This window comes from Hyphomicrobium denitrificans 1NES1, assembly GCF_000230975.2.
Classification (GTDB): Bacteria; Pseudomonadota; Alphaproteobacteria; order Rhizobiales; family Hyphomicrobiaceae; genus Hyphomicrobium_B; species Hyphomicrobium_B denitrificans_A.
Map to the genome: position 1 here is coordinate 2,949,172 of NC_021172.1, position 17,742 is coordinate 2,966,913.

Annotated in this window: 14 protein-coding genes; 9 read left to right on the plus strand and 5 right to left on the minus strand. The window is 59.8% G+C overall.

Going from position 1 to position 17,742, the window contains the following annotated elements; translation table 11 throughout:
- Positions 1-11: 11 nt before the first annotated feature.
- The 6 genes from HYPDE_RS14105 (at position 12) to HYPDE_RS14130 (ending at position 8,510) form a co-directional block, all read left to right on the plus strand.
- Positions 12-1,883: an extracellular solute-binding protein gene (locus HYPDE_RS14105; RefSeq protein WP_015599172.1), complete on the plus strand. Its 1,872-nt coding sequence runs from the start codon at positions 12-14 to the stop codon at positions 1,881-1,883.
- The gene (locus tag HYPDE_RS14110; RefSeq protein WP_015599173.1) at positions 1,883-3,007 is read left to right on the plus strand and encodes a microcin C ABC transporter permease YejB; all 1,125 of its coding nucleotides are present in this window, start codon (positions 1,883-1,885) and stop codon (positions 3,005-3,007) included. Before HYPDE_RS14105 ends, HYPDE_RS14110 begins: the two co-directional genes overlap by 1 nt.
- A 4-nt stretch (positions 3,008-3,011) precedes the next feature.
- A complete protein-coding gene (locus HYPDE_RS14115; RefSeq protein WP_015599174.1) occupies positions 3,012-4,223 on the plus strand; it encodes an ABC transporter permease in 1,212 nt (403 codons plus the stop codon).
- Positions 4,223-5,854 (plus strand): ABC transporter ATP-binding protein, encoded by a 1,632-nt coding sequence (locus HYPDE_RS14120; protein WP_015599175.1) that lies wholly within the window; start codon positions 4,223-4,225, stop codon positions 5,852-5,854. Before HYPDE_RS14115 ends, HYPDE_RS14120 begins: the two co-directional genes overlap by 1 nt.
- A 23-nt stretch (positions 5,855-5,877) precedes the next feature.
- On the plus strand, positions 5,878-6,507 hold the full coding sequence (locus tag HYPDE_RS14125; protein ID WP_015599176.1) for a glutathione S-transferase family protein: 630 nt from the start codon (positions 5,878-5,880) through the stop codon (positions 6,505-6,507).
- 251 nt (positions 6,508-6,758) lie between these two features.
- Positions 6,759-8,510: an OmpA family protein gene (locus HYPDE_RS14130; RefSeq protein ID WP_041320512.1), complete on the plus strand. Its 1,752-nt coding sequence runs from the start codon at positions 6,759-6,761 to the stop codon at positions 8,508-8,510.
- Positions 8,511-8,591: 81 nt separating this feature from the next.
- On the opposite strand, the gene HYPDE_RS14135 is transcribed toward HYPDE_RS14130, so the two are convergent.
- Positions 8,592-9,365, minus strand: coding sequence for a thermonuclease family protein (locus tag HYPDE_RS14135; RefSeq protein WP_244437656.1), 774 nt, complete (start codon positions 9,363-9,365; stop codon positions 8,592-8,594).
- 126 nt (positions 9,366-9,491) lie between these two features.
- Here HYPDE_RS14135 and HYPDE_RS14140 point away from each other — a divergent pair, with 126 nt between their 5' ends.
- Positions 9,492-10,379 carry an IS1595 family transposase gene (locus HYPDE_RS14140; protein WP_015599179.1) on the plus strand — a complete coding sequence of 296 codons (888 nt, stop codon included), beginning with the start codon at positions 9,492-9,494 and terminating at the stop codon, positions 10,377-10,379.
- Positions 10,380-10,552: 173 nt separating this feature from the next.
- Here the strand turns inward: HYPDE_RS14140 and HYPDE_RS14145 are convergent, their stop codons facing one another.
- Positions 10,553-11,368: a hypothetical protein gene (locus HYPDE_RS14145; RefSeq protein ID WP_015599181.1), complete on the minus strand. Its 816-nt coding sequence runs from the start codon at positions 11,366-11,368 to the stop codon at positions 10,553-10,555.
- A 120-nt stretch (positions 11,369-11,488) separates the two neighbouring features.
- Positions 11,489-12,253 carry a pentapeptide repeat-containing protein gene (locus HYPDE_RS14150; protein WP_015599182.1) on the minus strand — a complete coding sequence of 255 codons (765 nt, stop codon included), beginning with the start codon at positions 12,251-12,253 and terminating at the stop codon, positions 11,489-11,491.
- Between the two features lie 235 nt (positions 12,254-12,488).
- Here HYPDE_RS14150 and HYPDE_RS14155 point away from each other — a divergent pair, with 235 nt between their 5' ends.
- Both HYPDE_RS14155 and HYPDE_RS14160 read left to right on the plus strand, forming a co-directional pair.
- On the plus strand, positions 12,489-14,678 hold the full coding sequence (locus tag HYPDE_RS14155) for an AsmA family protein (RefSeq protein ID WP_244437657.1): 2,190 nt from the start codon (positions 12,489-12,491) through the stop codon (positions 14,676-14,678).
- Positions 14,679-15,004: 326 nt separating this feature from the next.
- Positions 15,005-15,526 (plus strand): S-adenosylmethionine decarboxylase family protein, encoded by a 522-nt coding sequence (locus HYPDE_RS14160; RefSeq protein WP_244437838.1) that lies wholly within the window; start codon positions 15,005-15,007, stop codon positions 15,524-15,526.
- Between the two features lie 166 nt (positions 15,527-15,692).
- On the opposite strand, the gene HYPDE_RS14165 is transcribed toward HYPDE_RS14160, so the two are convergent.
- Both HYPDE_RS14165 and HYPDE_RS14170 read right to left on the minus strand, forming a co-directional pair.
- A complete protein-coding gene (locus HYPDE_RS14165) occupies positions 15,693-16,175 on the minus strand; it encodes a DUF1801 domain-containing protein (protein ID WP_015599185.1) in 483 nt (160 codons plus the stop codon).
- An 84-nt stretch (positions 16,176-16,259) separates the two neighbouring features.
- Positions 16,260-17,705: a DHA2 family efflux MFS transporter permease subunit gene (locus tag HYPDE_RS14170; RefSeq protein ID WP_015599186.1), complete on the minus strand. Its 1,446-nt coding sequence runs from the start codon at positions 17,703-17,705 to the stop codon at positions 16,260-16,262.
- Positions 17,706-17,742: the final 37 nt, after the last annotated feature.

Sequence of the window (17,742 nt, forward strand, 5' to 3'; positions counted from 1 at the left end):
TTCAGACACGAATGATCATGGTGCCGAGATTATCGATTCTCGCTGCAGCGATTGCGCTTATTTTCTCGGCGGCGACAAGCGCTGAGGCAGAGCCACGTCATGGACTCTCCGTTTTTGGTGAGCTGAAATATCCAGCCGATTTTCAGCACTTCGACTATGTCAATCCCGATGCACCGAAGGGCGGCCGGATGGTGACGCTCGGGACCGGCGGGGCGAACACGTTCGACAATCTCAATCCGTATATTTTGAAGGGCGATGCGGCCCAGGGGCTCGATTTCCTGTTTGATGCATTGATGGTTCGCGCGCAGGACGAGCCCGATGCGGTGTACGGCTTGGTCGCGAAGTCGGCGGACGTCGCGCCGGACGGTCTGTCGGTGACGTTCAAGCTGCGCCCCGAAGCGAAGTTTTCGGACGGCACACCGATCACGGCGGACGACGTCGTCTTTTCGTTCAAGACGCTGAAGGAGAAAGGCCATCCGGCGATTTCGCAGCCGCTGCACGATGTCGTGTCGGCAGAAGCGGTGGACCCGGAAACGGTGCGCTATACTTTCAAAGGAACGCTGACGCGCGATTTGCCGATTACGGTTGCGCAGCTTCCGGTGCTTTCCAAGGCTTATTATTCGACGCAGCCGTTCGAAGAAACGTCGCTGAAGCCGCCGCTGGGTTCCGGTCCTTACAGGATCAAGGATTTCAAGCCGGGCACATTCATCACGTATACGCGGCGTAACGATTACTGGGCGAAGGATTTGCCGGTCAACCGCGGACGCTTCAACTTCGACGAGGTTCGCTATGACTATTACCGCGACCGGAACATCGAGCTCGAAGCCCTGAAATCCGGGCAGATCGATTTTCGCGAAGAGTTTTCGAGCGTCTCATGGGCGACGGGCTACGACATCCCCGCCGTTCGGGATGGCCGCCTCATCAAGACATCGCTGCCCGACAACCGCCCTTCCGGCGCGCAAGGATTTTTCATCAACACGCGCCGCGACAAGTTCAAAGACCCGCGCGTGCGTTTGGCGCTCGATCTTGTGTTCGATTTCGAGTGGTCGAACAAGAAGCTGTTTTACGGGCTCTACAAGCGGACGACGAGCTACTTCGAAAATTCCGACATGAAGGCGACGGGCTTGCCGAGCCCCGAGGAATTGAACCTGCTCGATCCCTACAAGGACAAGCTTTCTCCGGAAGTCTTTGGTGAGCCTTATGTGCCGCCCGTCACCGACGGCAGCGGCAACAATCGCGACAATCTCAAGAAAGCCCGCGACCTTCTCATCGCAGCCGGATGGAAGCCTGGCGCCGACCACATGCTGCACAACGCCAAGGGCGAATTGCTGACGATCGAGTTCCTCGACTTCGAAGCCGCGTTCGAGCGCATCACCGTTCCCTATACCGACAATCTCAAGCGCATCGGCGTCGACGCCTCCTGGCGCCTCGTCGATCCAAGCCAATATGAGCGGCGCGTCAAATCCTTCGATTTCGACGTGACGACGCAGCGCTACGCGTTACGGCTGACGCCGGGCATCGAATTGCGCAGCTATTGGGGCTCGGAGGCGGCAAAGCTCGACGGCTCGTTCAATCTTCCGGGTATTGCAGATCCCGCTGTCGACGGTCTCATCGACAAGGTGACGGCAGCGAAATCGCGCGCGGAACTCGTCACCGCAACGCACGCCAGCGACCGGGTGCTCCGCGCTGGACATTACTGGGTCCCGCATTGGTACAAGGCATCCTACGGGATCGCCTATTGGAACAAGTACTCGCGTCCGGCCGTACAGCCGAAGTATGATGCAGGCGTGCTCGATACGTGGTGGTTCGATCCGAAGAAGGCCGAAGTGTTAGCTTCCGGCAAACCTGAAGCCCAATCCCAAGAGCAACCGGCGAAGCCCTGATGGCCATATATCTTCTGAAACGGGTGCTGCTCGTCATACCGACGCTGTTCGGCATCATGCTGTTCTCGTTTATCATCATTCAGTTCGCACCGGGCGGTCCGGTCGAACAGATGATCGCACAACTCACCGGGAACTCCTCCTCGATCGTCAGCCGCATGGGCGGCGGAGGCGGCGATGCGCTCGGCGGCGGCAATGCCGCGACGGCGCAACTCGGGCAAGGCGCTGCCGATGCGATCACATCCAAATATCGCGGCGCACAGGGGCTCGATCCGGCCTTCATCAAGAGCCTCGAGAAGCAATTCGGCTTCGACAAGCCGGCGCACGAGCGCTTTCTCCTGATGATGAAGAATTATGCCACCTTCAATTTCGGCAAGAGCTATTTCCGCGACGTATCCGTCCTTGAGTTGATCAAGGAGAAGCTGCCCGTTTCGATTTCTCTCGGGTTGTGGATGACGCTGCTGACCTATCTGATCTCGATCCCGCTCGGCATCCGCAAGGCCGTGAAAGACGGCCAGCCTTTTGATGCCTGGTCGAGCGCCGTTCTGGTCATCGGTTATGCGATTCCGGGATTCCTGTTCGCGGTTCTGCTGCTCATTCTGTTCGCCGGCTCGTCGTTCTTCCAATGGTTTCCGTCGCGGGGACTGTTCTCCGACAACTGGGATCAGCTCTCGCTTTTCGGGAAGATCACCGATTACCTCTGGCACCTGACGCTGCCGATCATCGCAATGGCGGTCGGGTCATTCACGGCGATGACGTTCCTGACTAAGAATTCGTTTCTCGATGAAATCCGTAAGCAGTACGTCGTCGCGGCGCGCGCCAAGGGCCTTACGGAAAATCAGGTTCTTTACGGCCACGTCTTCCGCAACGCGATGCTGCTCGTTATTTCGGGCTTCCCGTCGGCATTCATCAGCGCGTTCTTCTCGGGTGCCCTGCTGATCGAGACGATCTTCTCGCTCGACGGGCTCGGGCTTCTGTCGTTCGAAAGCATCGAAAAGCGCGACTATCCCGTCGTGTTCGCGTCCCTCTACATTTTCTCGCTGGTCGGGCTGTTCGTCGGAATTCTATCCGACTTCGTCTACACCCTTGTCGATCCGCGCATCGATTTCGAGACGCGCGAGGTCTGAACCGATGGATCAGAAAACCGACAACAAACGGATTGAGACCACCGCGCCCGTGGGGCTGACACGCTGGCAACGCTTCAAGCGGCGCTTTCACCTGTCGCCCGTCAACCGGCGGCGGCTTGCGCGCTTCAAGGCGCACAAGCTCGGGTATCGTTCGTTTGTCATTTTCACCGGGTTGTTCCTGATCTCGCTCTTCGCGGAATTCATCGCCAACGACCGGCCGTTGATCGTCAGCTACAAGGGCGAAATCCTGTTTCCGGTGCTTGTCGATTATCCGGAAGAGAAGTTCGGCGGATTCCTTGCCGTCACGGACTACCGAACGCCCGACATCGCCAACGAGATCAATGCCAACGGCTGGATGATCTGGCCGCCGATCCGGTATTCCTACGACACGATCAACAAGGATTACCCCGGCCGTATCGGCACCGGCGGCATCTGCCTCGGCTATCCGGCGCCGCCACCCTGGGCTTCCTCGATGAAGCTCTGCGATGCGCCGGCCGATCAATTGGCGCGCTTCCATGAACTCGGAAATACCAATTGGCTCGGCCTCGACAGCCAGGGGCGCGATGTCGTTGCGCGCGTCATTTACGGGTTCCGGATTTCGGTTCTTTTCGGGCTTCTGCTGACCATCGTGTCGTCGGCGCTCGGCATCGTCGCGGGCGCGGTGCAGGGCTACTTCGGCGGCAAGGTCGACCTCATCTTCCAGCGGCTGCTCGAAATCTGGAATTCGATACCGGAACTCTTCGTGCTGCTGATCCTGTCGTCGCTGTTCATTCCGGGATTCTGGACGCTGCTCGGCATTCTGATGATCTTCAGCTGGACATCGCTCGTCGGGCTCGTGCGCGCCGAATTTCTGCGCGGGCGCAATCTCGAATACGTGCGTGCGGCGCGCGCGCTCGGGCTTTCCGACTGGCAGATTATCTTCAAGCACCTGTTACCCAACGCGACGGTTGCGACGCTGACATTCCTGCCGTTCAAACTGTCGGGCGGCATCGCGGCGCTGACGGCGCTCGACTTCCTGGGCCTCGGCATGCCGCCAGGATCGCCGTCGCTGGGCGAGCTTTTGCTCGAAGGCAAGAAACATCTCGAAGCGCCCTGGCTCGGTATCTCGGGCTTTATCTCCGTGTCGATCATTCTTTCGCTTGCGATCTTCATGGGTGAAGCGGTGCGTGACGCGCTCGATCCGCGCAAGACGTTCCGGATGCGGGGGAAGGAATGATGGCCAACACCACTCCACTCGTCGACGTGCGCAATCTCTCAGTCGCTTTTGGCGACGGCGCGGATGACGTGCGCGTCGTCAAAGGCGTCTCTTTCCATATCGGCAAGGGCGAGATCGCTGCGCTCGTCGGGGAATCGGGCTCCGGCAAGACCGTCTCGGCGATGTCGATCCTGCAACTTCTTCCGACATCCGCGTCGTATCCGACAGGCGAAATCCTGTTCGAAGGCAAGGATATCCTGAAAGCCACCGAAGCGCAGTTGCGCGGCATCCGGGGCAAGCGGATTTCGATCATCTTCCAGGAGCCGATGACGACGCTCAATCCGCTGCACACGATCGAGGTGCAGGTGGGCGAGATCATCAAGCTGCACCAGAAACTTTCCGACAGCGATACGCGTGAACGGGTCGTCGAGCTTTTGACCAAGGTCGGCATCCGCGATCCGGAAAAACGGCTTTCCGCTTATCCGCACCAGCTGTCCGGCGGCCAGCGCCAGCGCGTGATGATCGCGATCGCCCTTGCCAACCAGCCCGATCTTCTCATCGCGGACGAACCGACGACGGCACTCGATGTCACGATCCAGGCGCAAATTCTGGAGCTCTTGAAGGCGCTGCAGAAAGAGATGGGCATGGCGATGCTGCTGATCACGCATGATCTCGGCATCGTCCGGCGCATGGCCGAGCGCGTCTATGTCATGAAGAGCGGTGAAATCGTCGAGACGGGAAATACGGAAGCGGTTTTCACGTCTCCGAAGCACCCCTATACGCGGCATCTGATCGAAGCCGAGCCCAAGGGCGAGCCGCCTGCTGTCGACACCTCCCGCCCCGTCGTCGTCGAGACGGATAATCTCAAGGTCTGGTTTCCGATCAAGCACGGGCTGCTGAAAAGGACGGTCGATTACGTCAAGGCGGTCGACGGGCTTTCGATGAAGGTCCGCGCGGGCGAGACGCTGGGCGTTGTCGGAGAATCCGGATCGGGCAAGACGACACTCGGGCTGGCGATCCTGCGACTGCTCTCGTCCGAAGGGCCGATCGCCTACGTCGGCAAGCGCATCGACAGTCTCAACAGCAAACAGATGCGGCCGCTGCGCAAGGAAATGCAGATCGTTTTCCAGGACCCTTACGGGTCGCTGTCGCCGCGTTTGACGATCGAACAGATCATCGAAGAAGGTCTTCTGATCCAGAATCCGGAACTCGATGAGGACGGCCGGAGCGAGCGCGTCGCAACGGCACTCCAGGAAGTCGGGCTCGATCCCGCAACCCGCGACCGCTATCCGCACGAGTTCTCGGGCGGACAGCGCCAGCGCATCGCCATTGCACGGGCCATGGTCTTGCAACCGAAGTTCGTCATGCTCGATGAGCCGACGAGCGCGCTCGACATGAGCGTGCAAGCGCAGATCGTCGATCTCCTGCGCGACCTGCAGAGAAAGCGCGATCTCGCCTATCTGTTCATCAGCCACGACCTCAAAGTCGTCAGAGCGTTATGCAACTACGTTATCGTGATGAAAAACGGTAAGGTCGTCGAGGAAGGTCCGGCGCGGGAAATCTTCGATTATCCGAAAGACGACTATACGAAGGCCCTGCTCGCCGCGGCGTTCGACATCAAGGTCACGCATCGCGCGGCGCTCGCGACGTAAGTTTTGGCGAGGGAACCTGCCGGATGACTGAGAAAACGCTAACGCATTATCATGCGCCGAATACACGCTCGCTGACGATTCGCTGGCTGTTCGAAGAGCTCGGCGCGCCGCACGAGCTGAAAGTTCTCAACCTGAAGAAGGGCGAGCACAAAACGCCCGAATATCTGACCATCAATCCGATGGGCAAGGTTCCGACGATTGTGCATGGCAGTACGCCCGTCACCGAAGTCGGTGCGATCGCGATCTATCTGGCCGATCTCTTTCCGGAAGCTGGCCTTGCTCCGGCAATCGGCGATCCCGAGCGCGGAACGTATTTGCGATGGATCATCTTCAATCAAAGCGCGGTTGAGCCCGCGATATGCGATTTCGCATTGAAGCGAGAACCGGGACAACCGTCGATGATGCCTTATGGCACGTATGACGAAACGATGAAGGCCTTTGCCGGCGCACTCGCCAAGGGCCCTTACATTCTAGGCGATAGTTTTTCCGCGGCCGACGTCGTCGTTGGATCGGGCGTGCGCTGGATGCTGATGTTCAAGCTGCTGCCCGAGCAGCCGGAATTTACGAACTATGCCGATCGCGTGACGCACCGGCCGGCGTTCGTCCGTGCGGTGACGAAAGATGCTGAGCTTGCGAAAGTGCTCGCGACCTAGAATTTCGCGAGGGCTGCCGATATTTGCTCCGATAATGAGCAATTCGATATTGCCGGTTCTTGAGTTCTCTGTGCCGGCCCGGCGAGCCATTCTTCCGCGAGAAGGCGCGGTTTTATAGTTTTATTCAGGCCAGGGTCAGATCTCTGCCGTAGAATTGCCTTACCTACCTTCTTTTGCTCACGAGGTTAGTGGGCCGCGCGTCCAATTCGCGGCGACGACGCGCGTTGGCGTCAGAATTCGAGAGGAACTCAATGATCTCGTCCCGACAGGCAGCTGTTGCAGCGGCTTCCCTTCTATCGGCCCTCATACTGGTGCCGCCCGCGACTCTTGCGGACGACAAACCACCTCAGGGCGACGCGGCGTCCGAGAAAGACCACAATAAAAAAGGAGCGCATGGAAGGGACGGCGGCGAGCGGCAAGGGCCGCGCGAGGAAAAACACCGTGGCGGGCCGCCACCAAGCGAGAATCCACAAGGCAGGACATTCGGACAGCAGCCGCGGCCGCAACGGAATCAGGGTTTTGGAAATAATCCGCAACCGAACAAGCCAGCCTTTGCGCCCGGCAACAATAACAACAGCGGCAACAAGCCAGCCTTCACCAAACAGCCGCCGAAGACACCGCTTGCGCAACCTCCTGTTATCAACGCGGCGCCAAAGACACCGAACGCTCCGCCAAGCACGTTCTCGAAAGAGCGCACGCAAGATCAGTTCAAGGCGGGCGACCACGGCAAGCGAGACCAGAAGCATTTCGGCGATCAAGGACCGCGGCCCGGACCAGCTAACGGCCCGGGTTCTGCTCCCGTCAACGGGCCTGGATCTGGACCGGCGTCCAAGCCAACCTTCGCGAAGCCGACGAACGTTCCGCCTCCGTCATTCGGCGCGGCATCGCCCAATCGCGCAACGAATCTTCCGAGGCCCCCGTCTGCGGCGGATGCCCGGAAACGCTTCGACAATCTCCGCAAGGCGCGGACCGAGAAGGTGGAAGCGGGCGGCAACGTCGTGATCAAGGAGCCCGGCAACCGAACGATCATCAAGCAGAACAACCGTTTCGTCATCCAGCATGACGAGACGGAACGGCTGAGGCGCGTCGCCCCGAATGCCCGCTTCGAGAAGGGCAAGAGCGGCACGAACATCGCCGTCGTCGACAGGCCTGGAAACGTGAAAATCTATTCCGAGACGGACGCCAGCGGAAATCTGATCCGAAGATACCGGCGTGGGCCTGACGGCCGCGACGTGATCATCATCGACAATCGCCGCAGACGGCATGGCGGTGGCGGTGTCGGGCGAGACATCGCGGCGGGCGTCGGGATCGGCATCGGCGTCGTGGCCGGTGCGGCACTTCTCAACTCCGTCCTCGATGTGCCGCCGCCGCGCGTGCGCATCCCGCGCGACCAGTACATCGTCGAATACGAAGGCGCGAGCGACGAGGACGTCTATGATGCCCTGAGCGCGCCGCCGGTGGACGACTTCAGCGATCGCTACACGCTCGACGAAATCCGCGCGACAGCAGCGCTGCGCGACCGCATGCGCCGCATCGACCTCGACGACATCAACTTCGAGTTCGGTTCGTGGGAAGTCGATCCGAGCGAATACGGCAAGCTCGAACGCGTGGCGCGTGCCATGAAGCGCGTCATCTCTCGCAACCCCGACGAAGTCTTCATGATCGAAGGCTACACGGATGCGGTCGGCTCGCCGGAAGATAACCTGTCGCTCTCTGACCGCCGCGCCGAATCCGTTGCAGAGGTTCTGACCGAGGAGTTCCAGGTGCCGTTCGAGAACCTGGTGACGCAGGGTTACGGGGAAGACTATCTCAAAGTTCCGACGCAACAGGCGGAACGGCTTAACCGGCGCGTCGCCGTTCGCCGCATTACGCCACTGCTGGCGCGAGGCGATCAGCCGCCGGGCCAGCCCGTACCGCCTCCTGGCAACCGCGGCGACCGTTATGATTCGGGACCGGGCCCGGATGACGGCGGCCCAGGTCCGGGCGGTCCGGACGCGGACTGATCAGAAGAAAAGGCGCATCACAACGGTGCGCCTTTTTTCTTTTGCCGCGCTCATCGACGCTCGTGCTGGTTGCCGAATTGATCAATTGGCCGCGGCGGGACGCCAGCCTGCCGCGAGCGCCTCGGCTTCAGAACAGAACCACCGTTCGCCGCACGACTCGTCGATCTTCACGCGGCCATACCAAGGGCTCCACGGCATGTGGTAGATGCGGCCGTGCGAAGAGATATTGCCCTTGATCGCGCAGCCGCTCGGTGCTGCCGTTTCGGCCACCTGCCATTCCGCGTGCCGAAAATCCCAAGGCGCTTCGGCAGGACCCTGCCAGACGCCGACCTTTCTTCCTCGTGCATCAGCTTCGACGGCGACGTAGACCTTCGAATACCTGACAAACGCCCACGCCATTCCGGCACGGACCATGGCTTCGTTGATATCGGCGCCGTCCTCGAAGCATGTGGCGAGCGCGCGATGATAAAGATCACTGCCGGTGCGGTCGCATGCGAGGCCTTTCTGTTGCACCAAGGCTCGCAGGAATGCCGCTGAGGCCTTGCCGCAGCCCCATCTTTCGCCAGTCGCGGTCCGGCACGTCTGCGCCAACTCGGGCGCGTCGATGCCTTCCAAGCGAACGCGCGTCGGACCGACATCAAGCGTATCGCCATCGACCACACGACCCTGGCCGGTGATGATTGCCGGATCGTTCGCTCCAGGTCCCGTCACAGCAACAGCGATGGCAGGCACAAGAAGCAGCGCGGCCGATGAAACGAAAAACGCACCGGCCTCGCGACCGGTGCGGCTCAGTTTTGCGGACAGGACGGACGCCACAAAGCTCATGACGACGAGACTCAGTGAGTCGTGTGTCACAACCTTGGCGGACTCGTGATCTTGTTATGCAATCATATATTGCAAGCGCAACCGGCCGTGTGTATCCCTTGACGCCAAGTACGTCGTTAGCTATATTCATCCCGCAACTGCAAGTGGGGGGCGATCATGGCGAAGCAGGCGACCTACAGCTTCAAGGCATTTCAGGCGGAATACCCGAATGACGACGCCTGCCTGTTCAAGCTGATGGAAGTTCAGCACGGCGGAACGGACATCGTCTGCCCAGAGTGCCAGAAGCGTTCGAAATTCCACTTGATGAGCAAGCGCAAGGCTTTCGCCTGCCAGCATTGCGGCCATCACATCCACCCCTGCGCCAATACGATCTTTCACAAGTCGAGCACGAAGCTCACGCACTGGTTTTTCGCGATGTATCTCATGACGACGACGCGCCACGGCGTTCCGGCGAAAGAGATACAGCGTCAAACGGGCGTGACGTACAAAACGGCATGGCGCATGTGCCACCAACTCCGCGAACTGATGGCGGAGGCTGACGACGCAAGCCCTTTAGCTGGACACATTGAGATGGACGAGACCGTTATCGGCGGTCGTCCTCGCAATCGTTTGCCACAAGGTCAAAATAAGAAAGGCCATACGGGGCCAAATAAAACTGTCCTGTTTGGGATGGTCGAGCGTGGCGGCCGGGTGCGGACGCGCGTCGTTCCCAACGTCCAGATGGGAACGCTGCATCCTCACATCGTTGAGAATGTCGCCAAGGGAAGCAAGGTCAGCACGGACGAACTGAAGTCGTACGGATTTTTACCCTACGCTGGTTATGAACATGCCCGCGTCGCGCACGCGAAAAAAGAATTTGCGCGCGGCGACGTACATGTGAACAGCATCGAAGGTTTTTGGAGCCGCCTTAAAGTTAGTATCAAAGGCACGCACGTAAGCGTTTCACGCCAACACCTTTGGAAATACGCTGCTGAGTTTTCCTACCGTTACAACATGAGGAAGACGCCAGAACAAATGTTTGAACGTCTTATTTCTTCGGTTTAGCCGCCTTAGACACTAGGCGATTGAACCGCTCTTTGTGTCCATCGGCGTGGTGACGACCATCTTCGGAATTGCACGTCGTGACAGTCGGTCGTCCGGACTCAATGCCATAGATCAGCTTCATTGATGACTTGCGAAGGTTCCACGTTTCGGTGGTGGCGCCGCCGACTCCGCTCTTAAGTGACTGTTCCATTTATCTTCCCCTTAAGTTTTTTAACTTGAACTGGGCGATAGCCTTCAATTCGCGTGATTGTGGCCACGTCCACGTCGCCACCCACTCCGCGTATTCCAATCGTATAACGCATAAGTTGTGCGGTCGTTTCTACGAGCAGAATTGCCAAGTCAACGCAGTCTTGGAGTGGTAAAAATTGGTAAGGGATTGGTAAAGCGTGCTGCTCGGTTATTGCTTTGTTTAGTTCTTCCATCTGCTTGGCATCGAGGTTCAACTTGCTTCCAATAGTGTGCATAATCTCGGGTGCAATCGCGTTCAGAATGCGAGAGGTAATCTCCGTTTGCCCACCCCATCGGAGCCCATATATTCCGACGTTCGTCTCTACCGGGCTCGGAGAGGACGGAATCGCAAATTCATAGATCGTTCCGTAAGGCGCGCCTTGATCAATGCCGCCAATGAGGAAACGCATATCGTCGGTAACGGGCATTTTCGCTGCTTTAAACTGCGCGGCGAAAAAGTCGCTCAGCTTTTGAGCGAAATCCTTGACGGACAAGCGTCCATCGTTTGCAATCTCTGCTTCAAATTCTGGAATGAAGCTGTGCGCCGTCCGGGGGTTGTCGGTACCGATGGTGCCAAGCCCATAAGTGACTGCGGCCACATGCGTTTGACTATCGACTCGTAGCAACTTCGTCGCGTTGTCGAAGTACGCTGGCATTACGGAAGTCACGCCACCAACAACCAATTGCGTGTTAAGTGTTACCCGGCTGTCAGCAGCCAGGACAAGACCTTCCGGTCCCTTAAATACGATTGCCAGAGTCATATGTGCCTCCCTGTGGGCTCGGTCAGCGCACGCTGCCGGGAACACGGGAAGATTGCAAGCAACTTTTACTTGGCGTGAAGGTATAGGCGCCCAACCGGCGGGAGGACGGCAAAACGGATGTCAGCGGGTTGCAGATAGCCCGATGACCGATTGCAGGCCGCGGGCGTCGCTGAGGTTGGCGCCGCGCCTCGTCGTTTCACTCAGATTGGCGCCCTCCAGATCGGCTCCGGAGAAATTGGCACCGCCCAATCGGGCGCCTCGCAAATTCGCGTGCGTCAGGTTCGCTCGGGCGAAATTCGCGTTTTCCAGGCTGTTCATGCTGAGGTTGGCGCCGCTCAGGTTCGCATCCGTAAAATTCGCGGCGGCAAGGCTTGCCATCGGGGTAATCAACACTTCCTCCCGCGGATCGCGCGGGCCGAAGATCGCCGCCGTCAGGTCGGCCTTGCTGAAATCCACGCCATCAAACCGGCCGTTCAAATTGGCGCCGACCAGCCGCGCACCCTGGAACGACAGTACAGGGTGCCGCGGCGCCTCCATATCAACAAACACGTTCGGCCTTAGTATGCTGGCACCGGACAGATCGGCGCGGGACAAATCCGTTCCGATCAGCGTTGCGCGGTCGAGCCGCGCAGATTTGAGGCTGGCACCGGAGAGATTGGCGCCTGCCAAATCGGCACCATAGAGATTGGCGCCGTCGAGGTTCGCCTTTTTGAAATCGAGTCCGCTCAGATCGAGGCCGGAAAGGTCTTTGTTTGCAAGATTCGGCGTTCTACCTTCAGGCACCGCGAAGAGGAATGCCGTCACCTGCCGGGCCGTCATATCGGCCGCATGCGCCTCGGAGACTGCTACAGAGCAGAGCATGATCCAAGCTAGTGCCTTCAACATGCCAGACATCCGCCCTCCGCGGCGATAAAACGTCCGAAGCCTAAACGACGGATCATATAATGGCCCGATGTTTTACGTACCAGCCAGCAACCGCCTTTTGAGGATTTGAATGGGACCGCAGCCCCCTGGCCCGCCACCGCAGCTTCCCGGTTCAAGGGGGAACTATGTGCGAGCGCCGCTCGGTTCGGGCCCACGCCGCCGCCCACCGCCTCCGCCGCAGCGGCGGAGCGGGCTTTTGCTCGGCATCGTATATTTCTTCCTTTTCGTGCTTCTCGTCGGCGGAGCGGGCGTTGCTTACCTCGCTCTCAATCCGCCGAGCGATCTCATCCGGCAGCGCATTGCCGACGCGGTTCACGCCAAGACGGGGCGTGAACTCGTGATGGCTGGGCCGGCGTCTTTCACGTTCTATCCGGCGATCGGTATCTCGCTCAAAGATGTGTCGCTATCGGGTCCGCCGGGCATGGACGGCAAGCTCGTCCAGATGCCGACGTTGAATGTGAGCATCAGCCCCTCGGCCCTGTTTTCGAGGCGCGCGGAAATTCATTCGCTAGTGCTCAGGAATCCGACATTCGATTTTCGGATCGGCAAGGACGGACGTAAGAACTGGCACTTCGCGTTCGGGGCGATGCCGATCCGCTATGCCGAGCTTCAGACGCCCAATACGCGCCGTGACACCGAGCAGTTCGACGTGGCTGCGGCCGACGCAGCACATGGCGCATCAGCGCGCGTTGCGATGGGCGATGTCCAGCTCGATGACGTCAGGATCGAAGGCGGCACGTTCCGCTTCACGGATGAGCGCACAGGACGAAGTGAACAAATCGGCGACGTCAATGTGAAATTCGGGCTTCCGTCGCTGAGCCAGCCCCTCTCCGCAACGGGTAATCTCGCGTGGCATGACAAGCAGCTTGATTTCGAGGGCACCGTGACGGATGTGCTCAATATCAACAAGCGACAGCCGACGCATCTTACCTTCACCGCTAAGAGCGACGTGCTGGCCGCGTCTTACGAAGGCAACGTTCTGATCGATGACGGTGTCGCGCTCGACGGTCAGGTCAAGGCGCAGTCGGATTCGGCGCGTGCACTCGCCCAATGGTTTGGGACGCGGCTTCCGCCCGTTTCCGGATTTGGACCGCTGTCGATCCAGGGCACGCTGAAAACGAGCGGCAACGTCACGGACTTTCAAGACGCGCTCTTCGGACTTGATGGCGCATCAGGCAAAGGCACGATCAGGGTTACGACCGGCGGTGTCCGGCCGTTCGTCGAAGCCAACCTCGCGATCACCGAACTCGATCTCAACAAGTATCTGACGAGCGCGGTGACGGGTGTGCTCGCGACGGAGGGCGGCGGCGCGCCGGATGCGCCCGGCGCAGCACCTTCTGCTCCGGATTCAGGCGGCGCATCAAAGCAGCCCGATGAAATCGAAAAGCTGCTCAACGCTCCGGCGACCAAGGTCTATGGCGCAGTCCAGCGGGCCGGGTGGTCGAGCGAGAAACTCAATTTAACGCTTCTCGGGATCGCGGACGGCAATGCGCGGGCGAATGTCGGGAAAATCCACTTCAAGAACATGATACTTGGCCGGTCGTCCGTCGCCGTCGCGATCAAGAACACCGCGATGCAGGCCAACTTCGACGACGTGGAGCTTTACGAGGGACATGGCAAAGGCATCGTGACCCTCGATGGCTCGGCGGGCACAGCCAATCTCGGCGCGAATATCAATCTCCAGGGCGTCTCGGCGCTGCCGTTCCTGAGAGATGCCGCCAATTTCGAATGGCTCGCGGGCAAGGCCAACGTGGCTCTGCAGCTTACGGCGAACGGCCAAAGCCAGCTTCAGATCGTCGAAAGTCTCAACGGCACCGCGGCGTTCCGCTTTTCGGACGGAGCCGTCGTTGGGTTCAATCTGCCGGGGGCGATCCGCGGCCTGTCGCACGGCGATTTCTCGGGCTTCAGGAAATCGCCCTCGGAAAAGACCGATTTCAGCGCTCTCGGCGCGTCCTTCACCGTTACGAACGGCGTTGCCCAGAACCAGGATCTGCAACTTGCGAGCCCGATGCTGCGGGTGACGGGTTCTGGAACCATTCACATGCCCGAACGAACCGTCGACTATACCGTCAAGCCGAAGCTCGTCGCGTCGCTCGAAGGCCAGCAAGGCGAAGAGGCGCCCACCGGCATCGAGGTTCCGGTGCGAATCACCGGCTCGTGGGAGCGGCCAACTTATCGCCCCGATCTCAAAGGTGTGCTTTCGGACCCCGGCAAGACGGTCGAAGCGATCAAAGAGATCGGCAAGAAGCTTAAGGGCAAGAACGGCGACGAAATCGTCGACAAGATTTTCGGCAAGGGCGACGACGATGCGACAGGATCGACCGCGGATAGGAAACGGAAGGCAAAGGCGCTGCTGAACAAGTTCCTCGGCAATCAAGATAACTAGATTTTCTGCGGGTTTCCTGCACTCTCGAGCATTCGGCAAAAGGTTCCCAACGTCACGCACGACGCTGCTCAAGTGCGTTCAGATGACGCCCCCAAAACACTTCTGTTAAGTCACGGTAAAGTCGGGGCGAAAAAAAATTCGGCATGGGGCAAAAAAAATCTTGCGCAGGGGGGGCATAGGCCTCATATGCACCCTCTCTCGTCTGTCCACCTGCCAACATGGTCGAGGTTTTCCAGAACCAATGAGGTAAGGAGCGGGCGAGTCAAACCTGTCTACTGGTTGGGGAGGGTCATATGGCCTTTAATGACACCCTCTTCCAATTGGGGATGGACTTGACTCGTTCAAGCACCGCCCAAAAGGAAGATCACTCGCGCGCTGAGTTCAACGCGGAAGTTCAGGGCCCGGTAACGAGCCCGGTCGTCGAGCAAAGCGTAAACACTGCAGGGACTACGATCTTTATCGATCTCCACGGCGCCAAGCGCCTCGACGACGTCAAGTCGGCCGAGCGCGCGACGAAACGTGCCGTCGAGAGTCTGGGCCTCAAGCTCAAGAGTCTCCATCTTGACCGCGTCGCTGGTGGCGGTGTGTCGGGTGTCGCGCTCCTGAGCTCCGGGCACTTCTCCCTGCAGGCATGCTCGCGGACGGGCTTCGCAGCCGTCGACGCGCGTGGATGCGCAGGGCTGAAACCGGAAGTGGCTTTGCTCGCGCTCGCGGATGCCTTCGGGGCGCGCGAGGCGGTCATCCAGCGCAAGCGGGCGCTGTCGGACCTCGACGTGCCGGCTTTGCGTGTGATTGCGAAAGCGCCACGCAAAGCTCAGCGCCAGCGGGCCCAGGCGAAGGCGGCTTAATGTTTGCGCCGGGCGACTCCCCTCCGGAGAGCCGGCCGTCCGGCGCATCACTCGCCTCGACTTTATTCGATCAGTGACAGATGCCGCGATCGGTTTTCCGGTCGCGGCTTTCGTGCTGCCTGCGATCTGGGCAATAGCGCCAGTCGACCGGAGGCGCGAACGGGCTTTATGCGCTCTTTGGTTTCTTCCGCGGGCGGACCGACCGGGCCGCCGCTGCCGATGTGTTCAACGCCACGGCGGCGCGGATGAGCGCCTTGAAAGCTCGTTCGTCGATCTTGCCGCCTTGAGGGATGTCGATAGCGCGCCTCGTGCTGCCTTCGAGACTGGAGTTGAACAAGTGCGCCGGGTCCTGCAACGACGCGCCGCTGGCGAAGGTCAGCTTCACCACAGCCTTATACGTTTCGCCCGTACAGATGATGCCGTCGTGCTCCCACACCGGAACGCCCACGGGGTTGGAAGGCTTCCTCCATTTCACCTCTTCGACTACATCGGGATCGGCCTCTTTGATGAGGCCGCGGATGCGGGAGAGCATCTCACCACGCCAATCGCCCAGCGTTTTGATCTTGGCGTCAATGAGCTGAGAGGATGTCGCTTTGCCCTTGGCGTCCTTCGGTTGGGCCTTCCCTGTATTGGACGTCGGTTTCTTCATGCTCGCCTCGCAAAGCGATCATATTCCTCAGTTGGGCATGAGCTTGACCACCGTTGCGGTCTGCCGAACTTTGTCGAACCTCATCTAAAGCGGCTCGCTCAGGCGGGCGGCGTCCTTGGCGGGCTCGGCGGCTTGCAGGGCTTCCGTCGGCAGCAGCGACGCGCCGGACGATTTTGAAAGTTGCATGAACATAAACACGGACGACGCCGAGATCGCCGCGATCAGGAAGAATACCGGGGGAAAGTGTCCGGCGTCGATCGCGTTGCCGCCTTCGATCTTCTGCATGAGTTCCAGCCCTATTGCTGCGATGGTGATGCCGACCGAGCCTGCAAGGTTTTGGCAGACGGCGGCGAAACTCGTCGCGCGACTCAGCAGCTCAGGCGGCACGTCGGCGTACGCGAGCGTGTTCAAGCTCGTGAACTGCAACGAGCGCGACAGGCCACCTGCGAGGAACAATGCGATGATCAAAAGTGCCGGAGTATCGATCGTAAAGACCGCGGGCAGCAGAGCAAACGAGCTCGATATGATGGCATTGACGAGCAGCACACGGCGGAACCCGTAGCGCTTGAGGATCGTCGCGACCTGGGTTTTCATGAACAGCGCGCCGACGCCGGTCGCAAACGTCAGCATCCCCGATTGGAATGCAGTCAGGCCGAAGCCCGCCTGGAACAAGAGCGGCAACAGGAACGGTCCGGCACCGAGCCCGACACGGAACAGGAAGCCGCCGACGACGCCCGCACGGTAAGTCTGGATCGACAGCAGCCTCAAATCGATGATCGGCTCGGAAACGCGCATCGCGTGCCAAACGTAGGCGACGAGCAGCAGCGCACCTAACACGGTGACGATTGCGATTGCCTCCGGTGTCGCGAGGCCGACGCCCAGCAACGTCACTCCGGTGAGAAACAGCGATAGGCCCGGGCCGATCAACAGGAAGCCGCGAAGATCGAATCCGGACGGCGCGTCCTCGCGCACTTCTGGGATGAAGCGCGTGATCAGTGCGAGGCCCAGCAGCGCCACGGGGATGTTGATCCAGAAGATCCAACGCCACGTGAAGTATGTCGTGATGAAGCCGCCGAGCGGAGGGCCGACAACAGGACCGACGAGCGCCGGGATGGAAAGCCATGCAATCGCGCCGATGATTTCGGCGCGCGGCACCGTGCGCAAGACGATCAGGCGGCCGACGGGTGTCATCATTGCGCCACCCATGCCTTGCAGCACGCGTGCCGCGACGAGTGAAATGAGGCCGGTCGAAAGCGCGCAGGCGATGGAGCCGATGGCAAACACCACCATCGCGACGCGAAAGATGTTTTTGGCGCCGAAGCGGTCCGCCATCCATCCCGATGCCGGGATGAAAACAGCCAGCGCCAGCAGATATGTCGTAAGCGCCAGTTTGAGGTTAATGGGATTGACGCCGAGATCGGTCGCGATCGCCGGCAACGAGGTCGCAAGCACCGTCGCGTCCATATTCTCCATGAACAGAGCAGTGGCGGCGATGAGAGGTATGAGATTGCGGCGGAGGAGTTCAGTCATCGGGGGCTCCCTACCATGCTTCCAAACGCCCGAGCCC

Excerpts from the sequence above, each read along its gene's own strand:
- HYPDE_RS14145 (WP_015599181.1), bottom strand. The coding sequence starts at position 11,368 with ATGACTCTGGCAATCGTATTTAAGGGACCGGAAGGTCTTGTCCTGGCT.
- HYPDE_RS14140 (WP_015599179.1), top strand. The coding sequence starts at position 9,492 with ATGGCGAAGCAGGCGACCTACAGCTTCAAGGCATTTCAGGCGGAATAC.
- HYPDE_RS14125 (WP_015599176.1), top strand. The coding sequence starts at position 5,878 with ATGACTGAGAAAACGCTAACGCATTATCATGCGCCGAATACACGCTCG.
- HYPDE_RS14150 (WP_015599182.1), bottom strand. The coding sequence starts at position 12,253 with ATGTTGAAGGCACTAGCTTGGATCATGCTCTGCTCTGTAGCAGTCTCC.
- HYPDE_RS14165 (WP_015599185.1), bottom strand. The coding sequence starts at position 16,175 with ATGAAGAAACCGACGTCCAATACAGGGAAGGCCCAACCGAAGGACGCC.
- HYPDE_RS14130 (WP_041320512.1), top strand. The coding sequence starts at position 6,759 with ATGATCTCGTCCCGACAGGCAGCTGTTGCAGCGGCTTCCCTTCTATCG.
- HYPDE_RS14160 (WP_244437838.1), top strand. The coding sequence starts at position 15,005 with ATGGACTTGACTCGTTCAAGCACCGCCCAAAAGGAAGATCACTCGCGC.
- HYPDE_RS14170 (WP_015599186.1), bottom strand. The coding sequence starts at position 17,705 with ATGACTGAACTCCTCCGCCGCAATCTCATACCTCTCATCGCCGCCACT.
- HYPDE_RS14120 (WP_015599175.1), top strand. The coding sequence starts at position 4,223 with ATGGCCAACACCACTCCACTCGTCGACGTGCGCAATCTCTCAGTCGCT.
- HYPDE_RS14105 (WP_015599172.1), top strand. The coding sequence starts at position 12 with ATGATCATGGTGCCGAGATTATCGATTCTCGCTGCAGCGATTGCGCTT.
- HYPDE_RS14115 (WP_015599174.1), top strand. The coding sequence starts at position 3,012 with ATGGATCAGAAAACCGACAACAAACGGATTGAGACCACCGCGCCCGTG.
- HYPDE_RS14110 (WP_015599173.1), top strand. The coding sequence starts at position 1,883 with ATGGCCATATATCTTCTGAAACGGGTGCTGCTCGTCATACCGACGCTG.